The following is a 13,932-nucleotide window of genomic DNA, read 5'->3' as shown; positions in this document are numbered from 1 at the left end:
GTTACTCCCCTTTGCCAGCAGCGGCAGCAGGAGCGGAACCGGCGGGCTTGGCGTTGTCAGCGTCCTTGACCTGGACTTCGATGCCCGGCTTGATGAATTGCAGGCCTTCGGTGATCACGCGGTCACCGGCGTTCAGGCCTTTTTCCACCAGCCAGTAAGCGCCGTCAGTGCGGTTGGCCACCAGGGTGCGTTGCTCGACCTTGTTGTCCTTGTTCACCACCAGCGCCGTCGGAATGCCCTTGATGTCGCGGGTCACGCCTTGCTGTGGCGCCAGGATGGCCTTGCTGTTCACACCGGCTTGCAATTGGGCGTGTACGAACATGCCCGGCAACAGGGTGTGGTCAGGGTTGGGGAACACGGCGCGCAGCGTCACGGAACCGGTGGTCTGGTCGACCGACACTTCGGAGAACTCCAGCTTGCCTTCCTGGCCGTAGTCGCTGCCGTCTTCCAGGGTCAGCTTGACCTTGGCGGCATTGGCGCCGGCTTTTTCCAACTGGCCGCTTTCCAGGTCGCGGCGCAGTTTGAGCATTTCAGCCGACGACTGCGTGACGTCGACGTAGATCGGATCCAGTTGCTGGATCACGGCCATCGCATCGGCCTGGCCATTGCTGACCAGTGCGCCTTCGGTCACCGAAGAACGGCCGATACGCCCAGAGATCGGCGCGAACACTTTGGTGTAGCGCACGTTGATCTGGGCCGTTTGAACGTTTGCTTCGGCGGTCATGCGGTTGGCGACGGCGGTGTCGTATTCCTGGCGGCTGACGGCTTGTTCATCGACCAACTGCTTGTAGCGGTCGGTGATGGATTTGGTCTGGGTCAGGGTGGCTTGTGCGCTTTTCAGGGTCGCGTCGTACACCGACGGGTCGATCTGATAGAGCTGCTGGCCTTCCTTCACGTCTGCGCCTTCCTTGAACAGGCGCTTGAGAATGATGCCGTTGACCTGCGGGCGAACTTCCGCGATGCGGTAGGCGGTGGTGCGGCCAGGCAGCTCGGATGTCAGGGTATAGGCTTGCGGTTGAATGGTGACCACGCCGACCTGAGGGGTTTGAGCGGGCGGAGCCGCTTCTTCCTTTTTACATCCGCTGAGCAGCGATGCCAGGGCGACGGCAGTGACCAGAGCGGTAACAGCTGGCTTAAGTTGCATGAAGATCCTCGGGTCAGGCGCGCAGAGTGCGCACAAGCAGTGTGGAAGGGTAAAAAACAAACGGTGAGTAGATAAGTAGCTTGCTACGCAATATACTTACGTTCATGGTTGTTTGTAAACTCTTGACAGGTTTCGCGCTTTGTTGACAAAGCAACGCCCGAAACCTCGATTCCATTACGTTCGGCACCCGTGACGGTGTCGTCCCACAAATATTTTGATGATCGTCCGCGTCTATTAACGTTGCGTTAACGATAGTCTCAAGTGTCTTGATTGAGGTTTTACTGCCATGGTTCGTCGCACCAAAGAGGAAGCTCAGGAAACGCGCAGCCAGATTCTCGATGCCGCCGAGCAAGCCTTCTATGAGCGCGGCGTCGCGCGCACCACGTTGGCCGACATCGCCGCGTTGGCCGGTGTGACGCGGGGCGCCATTTACTGGCACTTCAGCAATAAATCCGATCTGCTGCGGGCGCTGCTCGATACGTTGCATGAACCGCTGGATGAATTGGCCAGGGCCAGTGAAAGCGAGGATGAACTCGACCCACTGGGCTGCATGCGCAAGCTGCTGATTCATCTGTTTCATCAAGTGGCCCTGGACCCGAAAACCCGGCGCATCAACGAGATTTTGTTTCATAAGTGCGAATTCACCGATGAAATGTGCGACATGCGCCGCCAGCGCCAAACCCATAGCCTGGAATGCAACTTGCGCATCGGCCTGACACTGCGTAACGCGGTCCATCGCGGGCAGCTTCCGCAAAACCTCGACACTACCCGGGGCGCTGTTTGCATCCATGCCTACATCAACGGGTTGATTGGCCAGTGGTTGCTGGTGCCCGACAGCTTTCAGTTACATCAGGAAGCCGAACGCTGGGTGGATGCAGGGCTCGACATGCTGCGCCTGAGCCCTAGCCTGCGCAATTGAGACAAAATGCGTAATTGCATCAGGTTGTGTCAACAGTAAAGCCTAAGGACAGTCAATCGTCCTTCTGCCTGATTGGTGGGGTGACTTTATATACGGGCTGGCAGGCGGTTGATAGGTAGTCGCCTAAGTATTTTGTAGCGATATTGTTGCCGCTATGTGAAGCAATGTTTCAAAGGTGAAACATACAGTCAAAAATGTGGGAGGGGGCTTGCTCCCGATGGCAGTGGATCAGTCAACACATACAGTGACTGACCCGCCGCCATCGGGAGCAAGCCCCCTCCCACATTTGGTTTTGCGTCTGAGGTGATTACAGCGTCGGGTAATCGATGTAACCCACCGGGCCCTTGCCGTAGAAGGTTTCCGGATGCGCTTCGTTGAGCGGCGCATCGGCCTTCAGGCGCGCAGGCAGGTCCGGGTTGGCAATGAACGGCACGCCGAACGCTACGGCGTCCGCTTTACCCTCGGCCAGCCAGGCATTGGCGCTGTCCTTGGTGAAGCGCTCATTGGCGATGTACACGCCGCCGAAGGCTTTCTTCAGTTGCGGGCCGAGGCTGTCGGCGCCTTCTTTCTCGCGGGAGCAAATAAACGCGATGCCGCGCTTGCCCAGTTCGCTGGCGACGTAGGTAAAGGTTTGCGCCAGGTTGTCGTCGCCCATGTCGTGAGCATCCGCACGCGGTGCCAGGTGCACGCCCACACGGCCGGCGCCCCAGACTTCGATGGCCGCATCGGTCACTTCCAGCAACAGGCGTGCACGGTTTTCCAGGGAGCCGCCATAGTTGTCGGTACGCTGGTTGGTGCTGCTTTGCAGGAACTGGTCGAGCAGGTAGCCGTTGGCGCCGTGGATTTCCACGCCGTCAAAGCCGGCCGCCTTGGCGTTTTCGGCACCGGTGCGGTAAGCGTCGACGATCTCGGCGATTTCCGCGGTTTCCAGGGCGCGCGGCGTCGGGTAGTCGGCCAGCGGGCGCACCAGGCTGACATGGCCTTTGGCCTGGATCGCGCTAGGGGCTACCGGGGTCTCGCCGTTCAGGTACGACTCATGGGAGATGCGGCCCACGTGCCACAGTTGCAGGAAAATCTTGCCGCCCGCGCCGTGAACGGCCTTGGTCACGTTGGCCCAGCCGCGTACCTGGTCGTTGGACCAGATGCCCGGCGTGTCCGGGTAGCCCACGCCCAGCGGCGTCACGGACGTGGCTTCGCTGAGGATCAGCCCGGCTGAGGCGCGTTGCACGTAGTACTCGGCCATCAGCGCGTTGGGCACCCGGCCTTCATCGGCACGGCAACGGGTCAGCGGTGCCATGATGATGCGGTTCGACAGTTGCAGGTCGCCCAGTGTGATCGGATCGAAAATAGTCGTCATGAAATAACACCTTTCAAGTGAGTTGATCAGTTGGTCGCAGGGGCCAGGTCGGCGTTGCCGCTCTGACGGAAAGTAATCAGGGTTACCAGCAGGGCGAGGATCGCCAGCGCCGCCGCCGCCAAAGGCACGCTGGCCAGGCCGAAGCCGTGGGCGATCACGCTGCCGCCAACCCAGGCGCCGAGGGCGTTGCCGATGTTGAAGGCGCCGATGTTCAACGTGGACACCAGGTTCGGTGCGGCCTTGCCGAAGGTCACCACGTTGATCTGCAACGCGGGCACGGCGGCGAACGAGGCGGTGGCCCACAGGAACAAAGTGATTTCGGTCGGGATCACCGCGACGCTGGTCCAGCTCAACGCCGTGGACACCACCGCCATGCTGATAAACACGCCGATCAACGTGGCCGCCAGGCGCTTGTCCGCCAGCTTGCCGCCGATGATGTTGCCCACGGTGAGGCCCAGGCCGATCAGCAGCAGCGTCCAGGTCACGCCTTTGGGCGACACGCCGGTGACATCACCGAGCAGCGGTGCCACATAGGTGAAAAGGGTGAACATGGAGGCGGCGAACAGTGCGGTCATGCTCAGCGACAACCAGATACCGGCACCCTTGAGGGCCGCCAGTTCGGCGCGCATGTTGAGTTTCTCTTCGTCACGCTTGGCGGGCAGGAAACGGATCAGGCCGATCAACGCCACCACACCAATCACCGTCACCGCCCAGAACGTCGAGCGCCAGCCGGCTTCCTGGCCCAGCGCGGTACCCAGCGGTACGCCGAGCACGTTGGCCAGGGTCAGGCCGGTGAACATCAAGGCCACGGCCGATGCGCGTTTGTTGGCCGGCACCAGGTTAGCCGCCACCACCGAACCGATGCCGAAGAACGCGCCGTGGCACAGCGCGGTGACCACCCGGGCAAACATCAGCACGTTGTAGTCGCTGGCCAGGGCGCAGAGCAGGTTGCCGATAATGAAAATACCCATCAACGCTACCAGTGCGGCCTTGCGCGGCAGCTTGGCGGTGGCCAGCGCCATGAACGGTGCGCCGATGGCCACGCCCAGGGCATAGCCGGTGACCAGCCAACCGGCGCCGGGGATCGATACGCCGAGGTCCGCCGCAACATCGGGCAGCAGGCCCATGATGACGAATTCGGTGGTGCCGATAGCGAAGGCGCTCAAGGCCAGGATAAGCAGCGAGAGAGGCATTTTCGTGTCCTTTACAGCGGCGCGCTGAATTCAGCGCTGAGTTCAGTGGTAAGCGCCGCGAGGAAGGCTTGGATCGTTTCCTCGTTGCGCCGGAAAAAATGCCACTGCCCGGCCTTCTGGCTGCTGATCAATCCCGCCCGTTGCAAGGTGGCCAGGTGGGCCGACACCGTCGACTGGGACAAGCCGCAGCGTTGGTCGATCTGCCCGGCGCAGATGCCGTATTCGTGGTTGTGCAGTTGCTCGGGGAATTGCACTTTCGGGTCTTTGAGCCAGGTGAGAATGTCTCGTCGTACTGGGTGCGCCAGGGCTTTTATTATTTCGTCGAGGTCGATGGACATGGCAGTTGCTCGTTTCGGAAAGCGTTATATCGCGATGAGGCGAACTTTAAATCGCTACATCCCGATATACCAATATGATTTTGATCTGAGACCCTTCTGAATCGGTATATCGAGTTATAACGATACGTGGTTGGCAGTGCTAGACTGCGCGCCATGAATTATCTCGCACATCTGCATCTGGGCGGCCAACTTCCGGCACAACTGCTGGGTAGCCTTTATGGCGACTTTGTCAAAGGTCGCCTGCAGGGCCAGTTCAGCCTGCCGATCGAATCGGCGATCCAGTTGCATCGTTCCATCGACCGCTTCACCGACAGCCACCCGCTGGTAGGGGCGGCGTTATCGCGCTTCAGCCTTACGCGCAGGCGCTATGCGGGGATCGTCCTCGATGTGTTTTTCGACCACTGCCTGGCGCGGGATTGGGCGCTGTATGCCGACCAGCCGCTGGAGCATTTCACTTCGCAGGTGTACCGCGTGCTCGCGGCCGAACCGCAACTGCCGGGGCGGCTGGCGCAGATTGCACCGTATATGGCAGCGGACGATTGGCTGGGCTCGTACCGTGAGTTCGCGGTGATGGAGCAGGTGCTGCGCGGGATTTCGCGGCGGTTGACTCAGCCGCAGGCGTTGGAACATGCGATGCAGGAGTTGCGTGTGTTGTATGAGCCGCTGAGTGAGGACTTCCGGATGTTCTATCCACAATTGCAGGCATTTGCACAAGACCAACTGACTACTGAGATCTAGCTGTGGGAGGGGGCTTGCCCCCGATGGCGGTGGGTCAGTCACTGTATAGGTTGACTGAACTACTGCTATCGGGAGCAAGCCTCCTCCCACATTGGAACCGTGTTTAGCTCATATCAGGCGGCGAACGCTGGCCGAACAGCCACTTGTTCGGTCTCCGGCAACGGCCCGAATAACGCCTTCTGCACCGCCTGCTGCGCCTGATACGCCAGCGCCGCGCGTTCCTGCCCGGCGCAGGCAATCGGTTTGAGTACGTGGATTTCCACATCGCCCTGATCGTTGGCAAACAAGCGCATCAGGTGCGACAGCAAATCGTCATCGCCAATAAACGGCGCCAGCGCATCCACTTGCCCGTCGCGCAGGTAGCGGATCGCCACCGGTTGCAGCGATACGTGCGCGTCGATTGCGCTGGCCAGCAAACGCCCGTGGAACGTGCGCAGGCTGCGCCCGTCGGTGGTGGTGCCTTCGGGGAACATCAGCAGCGGGTGCTGTTGTTCCAAGTGACGGGTCATCTGCTTGCGGATCAGTTGGCTGTCACCCGAACCGCGACGGATAAACAGGCTGCCTGCCTTGGCGGCCAGCCAACCGGCGACCGGCCAGGTGCGCACTTCCGCCTTGGACAGGAACGACATCGGCGCCACCGCGCCCAGCAGTGGAATATCGGTCCAGGACACGTGGTTGCTCACCCACAGCATCGGCTGCGTCGGCAACTCGCCGTGCACCGTCACGCGAAAGGGCAGGGCGTTGGTCAGCCGGGCCATAAAGAACCGCGACCAGCGCTGGCGACGCACCATCGAATTGGCCACGCCCAAGCGTTCGAACAGGCCAAATACACTGGCCATGCTCAAGCCCAGCGCCACCACCACCAGCACGCGGGCGATGCGCCCGTAGATGCGTAGCCGGCTCATCACATGGCCGCCTTGAAGTGACGTGCGTAACGCGGGCAGAGCTCGTCGCGCTTGAGCAGGATGAACACGTCGGCGACCTGGAAGTCTTCGTCCCAGCATGGCTCGCCGCAGATCTTCGCGCCCAGGCGCATATAGGCCTTGAGCAGCGGCGGCATTTCGGCAATTACGTTGGACGGCAAGTCCAGCGCCGGCAGCGGTTTTTTCGGTTCGGCGCGCAGGTGTTCGTTGCACAGGTAGCGTTCGCGCAGGCGCTGCATGATGGCGTGGGCCTGGATACCGCCGTCGTGCATCGGAATGCTCGCGCAACCCATCAAATAGCTGTAGCCGCCCTGGTTGAGCACTTCGGCCAACTCGCCCCACAACACCGCGATGGTGCCGCCGTTGCGGTAAGCCGGGTCGACGCAGGTGCGGCCGATTTCCAGGATCGGCCCTTGCAGGTGCAGCAGGCCATGCAGGCTGAATTCTTCTTCGCTGTAGAACCGGCCCAGGGTGCTGGCGGCCTGGTGGTCGAGCAAACGGGTGGTGGCGACCAATCGACCGCTGTTCAAATCCCGCACGCCGATGTGGCTGCAGTGAACATCATAGTCATCCATGTCCAGGCCATGTTCCGCGCCTTTCAGCTTGGCGTTGAATTCGCCGCTGAACACGTTGAACCGCAGGGCCTGGGCTTCCTGCAAAGCGTTGGCGCCAACCAGGCGTTCGGCTTGCAGGCGGCGTTCATTGCCGGTGTCGCTGATGCGGGCGATCTGAGTCATGGCGAATCTCCGAGTGCCAGCCACTTTCGGCCGGTCGACTTGTTTGTCCAAACTCAGGCTATGTAGCCCCGGTGTCATCTCCATGAAGTTATGGTGACGCTTGGATGACAGCCCCTCTGTCGTCAATCTGTCATGCGCCTGGGCTAGGCTCGCGGGCTCGAATGCCCCCTTGAGTCTGCGTCCATGGTCAGAGGCTTGTTGTGTGTTGCCCTGCTGTTCATCACCGTTACCGCCCGCGCTGAAACCTGGCCCGACACGGACTGGGTCAAGGGCCCGCCACTGTCCGGCCCCGCCGTCGAAGCCCTCGAAACCTACGCATTCCCTGCGCGTGATGACGCCACCCGCCAAGGCATTCGCACCGACGCGTTGCTGGTGATTCGCGACGGCCAGGTCATTTATGAACGCTACGCCGCGCCCACCACCGCCAGCACGCCGCACCTGACCTGGTCGATCAGTAAAAGCCTGATGGCCACCGTGCTCGGCGTGGCCTACGGCGATAACCGCTTCAAACTCAGCGACCCCGTGGCGCGTTTTTACCCGCCAATGAAACAGCACCCGACGGTGACCATGGCCGACCTGCTGCACTGGGCCTCGGGCCTGGACTGGCAGGAAGACTACGAATACGCGCCGCTGAAATCTTCGGTGGTCGCGATGCTCTACACCCGAGGCCGCAGCGATATGGCCGAGTTCGCCGCCAACTCCGACTCATTCAGCGCCCCCGGTCAGGCTTTCCGTTACTCCAGTGGCGACAGCAATTTATTGTCCGCCGCGCTCAAGGGCATGCTCGGCCACAAGGCCTACATGAGTTACCCGTGGGATGTGCTGTTCCAGCCGCTGGGCATTCGCAACGCCACCTGGGAAACCGATGCCGACGAAACCTTCGTCGCCTCGTCCTACGCCTACCTCACCGCCCGCGACCTGGCTCGCGTAGGGTTGTTGATGGCACGTGACGGGCGTTGGCACCAGCAGCAATTGCTGCCCAAGGAGTGGGTCGCCTTCAACCGCCAGCCGTTCGCTCACTACAACACCGGCCAGGACGAAGCCGTTCCCGGCGGCCACTGGTGGCTTAACCAGGGCACGCCAAAGCCTTGGCCCGACGCCCCCGCCGACACCTTCGCCGCCCTTGGCCACTGGGGCCAGGCACTGTTCATAATGCCCGCCGAACACGTGGTGATCGTGCGCTACGGCGATGATCGCGACGGTACTTATCGTCACAACGAACTGCTTAAACGCGTACTCGCAGCGGTGCAGCCATGATCCGTCGTCGGCCGTTTACCAGCCTGTTCCTGCTGCTGTTGCTCGCCTTGCTCGGCTGGGGGTGGCACGAGCGCGTCAACCTGCAGGCCTTCCCCGACATCATCGCGGCGTACACCGCCAAGGAATACTGCTCGTGCCGGTACGTGGCGAATAACCCGGCGCCGTATTGCCTGGGGTATGTAAAGCAATACGTACCCACCAGCGCGTTCAGGGATAACCCGCAGCGCAGCGAGGTGACGGCGACTGGGTTGGGGCGCACGCACACGGCGCGGTGGTTGGGCGAGCGGCAGGGGTGTCGGTTGACCCCCTGATTCAGCCCTTCTCCCACATTTGGATTTGCGCCGCTCGTGACATGCGCTTAAGGTTCGTCCAGGTTTTTCGCCCCACGAGTTTTTATGTTCAACGCGTCTGTGTTCAAACCCCTGGCCTTCACCTTGCTGGCCGGTGCCGCCGTGCCCGCCCACGCCGACTGGTACCTGGACAACGAGTCCTCACGCCTGTCGTTTGTCACCACCAAAAACACCGAGATCGCCGAAGTGCAGCGCTTTCTGGTGCTGCACGGCAAGGTCGATGGCAAGGGCGCCGCGCAGTTGGAGGTGGAGTTGGAGTCGGTCAACAGCGGCATCCCGCTGCGTGACGAGCGCATGCGCAATAGCCTGTTCCAGATCAAGACCTTCCCTGAAGCGCTTATCAACACGCAGATCAACCTGCAACCCATCAACGAACTTGCCCCCGGCGCGCAATTGGAATTGCGTTTGCCGCTGAGCGTGACCCTGCACGGCAAAACCCAGACCTACAGCGCCGAATTACTCGCCACGCGCCTGGATGACCGGCGCTTCCAAGTGGTCACCCTGGAACCTGTGGTGTTGCATGCCGAGGATTTCGACCTCGCGCCGGGTGTGGCGGCGTTGCGCAAGGCGGCGGGGCTCAAGTCGATCAGTTTGTCGGTGCCGGTGGGTGCGGTGCTGATTTTTACGGCGCGCTGAAGTGAGTGGCGCGGTGTTCCCGTGGCGCAGCGCCAACCGTTTCGAGTTGCTGATCGACGGGCCGCGTTTTTTTCCGCAGATGCTGGTGGGCATTGCCCGCGCCGAACGTCAGGTTGATCTGGAGTTGTATTTGGTGGAGGCCGGTGCCTGCGCCGAAGCCATGGTGCAGGCGTTGGTGCTGGCCGCCGAGCGCGGCGTGCGGGTGCGCTGCCTGTTCGATGATTACGGCAGCCTGGCGTTTACCCTCGGGCTGCGTAAGCGCTTGACCGAGGTGGGTGTGGAGTTGCGTTTTTACAATCGCCTGAATTGGCGGCGTTGGATGCGCAACCTGTATCGCGACCACCGCAAGTTGCTGTTGATTGACCAGAGCATCGCCGTGGTTGGCGGTACCGGCGTTACCGATGAATTCTGGACGCCAGGGCAGGACACCGCCGACTGGCATGAAGTCATGGTGCAGATCAGCGGCCCGCTGGTACTGGACTGGCAAGCGCTGTTCGACCGGCAATGGCACGCCAACGTGGCTCGCCGGGAGTGGAAGCCGGCCACCCACTTTGGGTTGCCGCGCCTGCCCAAGCTGCCGGCCACCGGGCCTGGGCTGGGTCGCGTCGCGTATGCCGACGCCCGTCAACACCGCGACATTCTGCAATCGTTGATCCGTGCACTTAACAACAGCAAGGCACGCATCTGGCTGGCCACGCCTTACTTCCTGCCCACGTGGGGCGTGCGCCGTGCGTTGCGCCGAGCGGCCGGGCGTGGGGTGGATGTGCGTTTGCTGCTCACCGGCCCGCGTACCGATCACCCCTCCGTGCGTTACGCCGGGCACCGTTATTACCCGCGTTTGCTGCGCTCGGGCGTGCGGATATTTGAATACCAACCGTGTTTTCTGCACCTGAAGATGGTGCTGGTGGACGACTGGGTCAGCATCGGTTCGTGCAATTTCGACCACTGGAATCTGCGGTTCAATCTGGAAGCCAACCTTGAGGCGTTGGACCCTGAGTTGACGCAGGCGGTCGCGGGCAGTTTCGAGCGTGATTTCGGGCAAAGCCAGGCGGTGAGCCTGGAGGCCTGGAAAGCACGGCCATTGTGGCGGCGGGTTAAGCAGCGGGTGTGGGGCTGGATTGATCGGTTGGTGGTCAACCTGTTGGATCGGCGGGGGTAAGGCACCCCCGCCGGTGGCTTAAAACTGCAGCGTGTACTGGGCGGTGAGGCTTTGGTCGCGCGTGCGTTCGCCCCGCTGCCGAGTGAAGCTCAGGTCGATGGCACTCGCGCGGGTCAGGCGCGCGGTGGCGCCCAACTCCATGCGGGTACTGAGGCGATCCAGCGGCGCACCGCTGACAGTCATCACCCCTGCGCCATCCCAGGCGGCCTGGGTGGAAGGCTGCAGGTCGCCGCTGGCATGGGTGTAGGCCAGAGCGCCACGCACGCTCAGCCATGATGGGCCGATTTGCGCCTTGCCCAGGTCGAGGTTGAGTCGCACACCGCCGGTGGTCAGGTTGACGCTTTCTTTCGAACCTTTGCCGCGCAGTGCCGCCACGCCGCCTCGCTCGTTGTAACCCTTGCTGCGCTGCTGCACGTTGGCCAGTTGCACATAGGGCTGCCAATCCCAGAAGTCATGGATGAACCTGTAGTTGGCTTCGGCAAACGTCTGCACCGTGCGGCTGGCGTAGTGGGCGGACAGGCGGTTCTCTACGCCGGGGAAGCTGACGCGGCGCTTGGTCTGGATGTCGTGTTGCGCATAGGCGATGCCGCCATAGAGGCCGAACGCGTCCCAGGTGTGCCCGGCGTGCAGGCCCAACTGGTAGGTGTCGACAGTCGCTTTGCCGCGTGGCCCGGCCTTGATTTCGGTGCTACCGGTGCCGGCCACCAGCCCCATGCGCGTGCCTTGTTCCAGTTGATGATCGAAACCGACCAGCAGGCCCGTGCTGCTGTGCGACGTGCGTGCGCTGCCGTTATCGCCTGCCAGTTGGCCGGATTGGCGGGGCAGCAGCACCCATGCGCCACGGCTCGCCGCATCTGATTCGTCGGCGCGGCTGTCGTGCGCAACGCGTTGACGCTCAAGCACCGCCTGGCGCAGCACACGGCTGTTTTCGATCAACACCGCCTGGGTGCTGGCATGCAGTTCGCCGCTCAACTGGTCGAGGGCGGACGGCGCCTGGTCCGGAAACAGTGCTGTCAGGCGTTGCAGCAACGGGGTGGGCGAGGTTTGCGCGTCTGCCGCAGCGGCGACGGCGCGTTGGTTGGCAGTGTCGGCCGCTGACGCCAGGGAGCGCCCACGGCCGAATTCCACCAGCAAGTCATTGCCCTGCTTGAGCTGCGAAACGCTCAGGAAGGGGGAGAACTCACGATGGTCAATCGAGGCAAACTCGCCGTTCAACGTGCCTTTGGCCTGCAGGATGTTGTAGCGCTGGCCCAAGGGGTAGCTGTTGGGCGATGCGTTCAGGTACAGCGTGCCGCCGTTGATCGAAGCCTGCCGGCTGACCTGCAGGTTTGCCGCAGCGGGCTGAGCCACCAGGCCGGTCATCAAGGTTGCGCCGCCGGCTTGCTGATAATCACCCTCTACAGCCAGCGTGCCATTGAGGCGCAGGACACCGCCGTCGAGTGCGACGTCGCCCTTGAGACGGTTGGTACCGTCCAGTTCCAGAACGCCTTCCTTGAGCGTGGCCCCGGCAAAACTGTTATTACCGCTCAGGCGCAGCCAGCCGATACCGGTTTTTTCCAGGCGTCCGGGGCCGCTGATATCGTTGCGCCAGTCGTCCCAGGCAGCGCCTTGCCAGACGATGGCGCCGCCGGCAGGACGGTCCATATTCACCACGGTATCGACGCGCAATTGGCCGGGCCCATCGATGGCTTTTTTCAGGTTCATCAGGCCCCAGCCGTAGACGTCGTCCACGCCCGGCTCGCCGAGGTCGGTGGCCGTGGTCAGCAGTACGTCGCGGATCTGCGGGTTGCTGAGGTAAGGGAAGCGTTCCATCAGCAACGCCAGCCCGCCGGTGACGTGGGGGGCGGCCATGGAGGTGCCTGACTGAGTCGAGTAAGCGAGTTCGGGTGTGTCGCCGGTCACTTTGAAACCGTCGACCGCGCCTTCGTCGTCGTAGTGATTTTCGGTGTTTACCGAGCCTGCCACCCAGGTGGATTGGATGCCCGTTCCCGGTGCGGCCAGGCACCAGTCTTTGCTGAAACCGCAGCGGTAGGAACGATCGCTCAAGGTCAGCTCTTTATTTAAATTGACCACGCTCAACCAATACGGCTCAAGCTCTGCCATGGCGCGTGGCAGGCTGGCATGAAGTCCGGGAAAGGGCGCCGTTTGCGGGGACATGTTTTCTACCCGGGTATTGCCCGCTGCCCAGACTTGCAGCATGCCGTATTTGACCGCGCTGTCGGCAATGGCCTTGAGCTCTGGGTATTGGAGGTTACTGGTGTTGTTTAACAACGCGTCCAGCGCTGCTTCATCCGCCGGCAATGTCGGGGCGCCCCAACTGTGGTTGACCACACGCACGCCCTGCCTGTGCAGGTCGGCGTAGGCGAGGTCGACCGCTTCGCGCGTCATATTGGCGACCATGAAGGGTGATTCACCAGGCGTCCCTTGGTAGGTATTGCTGAACCGGCGCACCGCACTCACGGTGGCGGCGTAGGCAACGCCCTGTGCGCCTTCGCCATTTCGATTGGCCAGCGCGATACCCGCAACGTGAGTACCGTGCGGGTCGTATCGGTTGCTCACGTTCTTGAGGTAGTTGTCCAGTTCCTCTCTGGTGAGGTCACCATTTTCAATGGCCTCTTCCAGGGCGAGCAACGCTTCGGGTGGCAGTGCATCCACAACGTTTACGGCACCACGGTCACCTTCGCTGTAGAAGCAGCCGTCGTACAGCACGGTATCGCTCATGCACCCAGGGTCTGCCAGACGCACGCCATTATTGGGCTTGCCCGCAAACTCGCTATGACGCAGGTCGGTTCCGGAGTCATACACCCCCAGGCGTACACCCGCGCCGCTCAAACCTCGGGCATAGGCGTAATCGGCACCTACGGCGCCCAGCCCCCAGTTACGTTTGAATTCTTCGCTGCGCCAACTGGCCGCGTCGTGCAGCCGGCCTTGTTCCACATAATTTGCAGCATCAACGGGCGTACCCGAGAGGCCGCCAAGGACACAGAGGGCGAACGCATTCCGCTTGAACGATGATGGATCGAACGTCTTTCGAGTTGCCGCTCGGGCGTTTTTCGTGGGCGACATAGTCCACACACCTGCACATGAAATTGGGCGGACAGGGTGTGCGAGTACGCAGGGGGCTTGATGTAGGACTTGGCTTGGAGAGGTGAGCGAAAGTTAACTTAGCGCGGCTCGACAC

Annotated in this window: 13 protein-coding genes; 6 read left to right on the top strand and 7 right to left on the bottom strand. The window is 62.0% G+C overall.

Translation table 11 applies throughout. The features are described from left to right. Position 1 precedes the first annotated feature (1 nt). Complete coding sequence (locus AB4N98_RS05920; RefSeq protein WP_017530475.1) at positions 2 to 1,144, bottom strand: efflux RND transporter periplasmic adaptor subunit; 1,143 nt, start codon at positions 1,142 to 1,144, stop codon at positions 2 to 4. Between the two features lie 286 nt (positions 1,145 to 1,430). Here AB4N98_RS05920 and AB4N98_RS05915 point away from each other — a divergent pair, with 286 nt between their 5' ends. After that, positions 1,431 to 2,063 carry a TetR family transcriptional regulator gene (locus AB4N98_RS05915; RefSeq protein ID WP_017530476.1) on the top strand — a complete coding sequence of 211 codons (633 nt, stop codon included), beginning with the start codon at positions 1,431 to 1,433 and terminating at the stop codon, positions 2,061 to 2,063. 307 nt (positions 2,064 to 2,370) lie between these two features. Here AB4N98_RS05915 and AB4N98_RS05910 read toward each other — a convergent pair whose 3' ends face one another. The 3 genes from AB4N98_RS05910 to AB4N98_RS05900 are packed head-to-tail and all read right to left on the bottom strand — an operon-like array spanning position 2,371 to position 4,951. Further along, positions 2,371 to 3,420: an alkene reductase gene (locus tag AB4N98_RS05910; RefSeq protein ID WP_017530477.1), complete on the bottom strand. Its 1,050-nt coding sequence runs from the start codon at positions 3,418 to 3,420 to the stop codon at positions 2,371 to 2,373. A 26-nt stretch (positions 3,421 to 3,446) separates the two neighbouring features. Then, a complete protein-coding gene (locus AB4N98_RS05905) occupies positions 3,447 to 4,613 on the bottom strand; it encodes an MFS transporter (protein WP_017530478.1) in 1,167 nt (388 codons plus the stop codon). An 11-nt stretch (positions 4,614 to 4,624) separates the two neighbouring features. Beyond that, positions 4,625 to 4,951: an ArsR/SmtB family transcription factor gene (locus AB4N98_RS05900; RefSeq protein ID WP_017530479.1), complete on the bottom strand. Its 327-nt coding sequence runs from the start codon at positions 4,949 to 4,951 to the stop codon at positions 4,625 to 4,627. A gap of 153 nt (positions 4,952 to 5,104) precedes the next feature. On the opposite strand from AB4N98_RS05900, the gene AB4N98_RS05895 reads away from it, so the two are divergent. Continuing rightward, entirely contained in the window at positions 5,105 to 5,689 is a 585-nt protein-coding gene (locus tag AB4N98_RS05895) for an acyl carrier protein phosphodiesterase (RefSeq protein ID WP_017530480.1), read from the top strand. 113 nt (positions 5,690 to 5,802) lie between these two features. Here AB4N98_RS05895 and AB4N98_RS05890 read toward each other — a convergent pair whose 3' ends face one another. Next, positions 5,803 to 6,594, bottom strand: a complete 792-nt coding sequence (locus AB4N98_RS05890; RefSeq protein ID WP_017530481.1) for a lysophospholipid acyltransferase family protein — start codon at positions 6,592 to 6,594, stop codon at positions 5,803 to 5,805. Next, positions 6,594 to 7,349, bottom strand: coding sequence for an L-ornithine N(alpha)-acyltransferase (gene olsB, locus AB4N98_RS05885; RefSeq protein ID WP_017530482.1), 756 nt, complete (start codon positions 7,347 to 7,349; stop codon positions 6,594 to 6,596). The genes AB4N98_RS05890 and olsB overlap by 1 nt, the downstream gene beginning before the upstream one ends. A gap of 183 nt (positions 7,350 to 7,532) precedes the next feature. On the opposite strand from olsB, the gene AB4N98_RS05880 reads away from it, so the two are divergent. The 4 genes from AB4N98_RS05880 (at position 7,533) to AB4N98_RS05865 (ending at position 10,751) form a co-directional block, all read left to right on the top strand. After that, complete coding sequence (locus AB4N98_RS05880; RefSeq protein WP_017530483.1) at positions 7,533 to 8,606, top strand: serine hydrolase domain-containing protein; 1,074 nt, start codon at positions 7,533 to 7,535, stop codon at positions 8,604 to 8,606. Then, positions 8,603 to 8,917 carry an amidase gene (locus AB4N98_RS05875; RefSeq protein WP_460061157.1) on the top strand — a complete coding sequence of 105 codons (315 nt, stop codon included), beginning with the start codon at positions 8,603 to 8,605 and terminating at the stop codon, positions 8,915 to 8,917. Before AB4N98_RS05880 ends, AB4N98_RS05875 begins: the two co-directional genes overlap by 4 nt. 84 nt (positions 8,918 to 9,001) lie before the next feature. After that, positions 9,002 to 9,592, top strand: coding sequence for a YceI family protein (locus AB4N98_RS05870; protein ID WP_017530485.1), 591 nt, complete (start codon positions 9,002 to 9,004; stop codon positions 9,590 to 9,592). A gap of 1 nt (position 9,593) precedes the next feature. Next, positions 9,594 to 10,751 (top strand): phospholipase D-like domain-containing protein, encoded by a 1,158-nt coding sequence (locus AB4N98_RS05865; RefSeq protein WP_068937774.1) that lies wholly within the window; start codon positions 9,594 to 9,596, stop codon positions 10,749 to 10,751. Between the two features lie 18 nt (positions 10,752 to 10,769). Here the strand turns inward: AB4N98_RS05865 and AB4N98_RS05860 are convergent, their stop codons facing one another. Beyond that, complete coding sequence (locus tag AB4N98_RS05860; protein WP_368949840.1) at positions 10,770 to 13,688, bottom strand: S8 family serine peptidase; 2,919 nt, start codon at positions 13,686 to 13,688, stop codon at positions 10,770 to 10,772. Positions 13,689 to 13,932 lie beyond the last annotated feature (244 nt).

It is taken from the genome of Pseudomonas sp. S3_E10 (assembly GCF_054667615.1).
The sequence above is the reverse complement of the archived record's forward strand: the minus strand, read 5'-3'. Positions and strand labels throughout refer to the sequence as shown.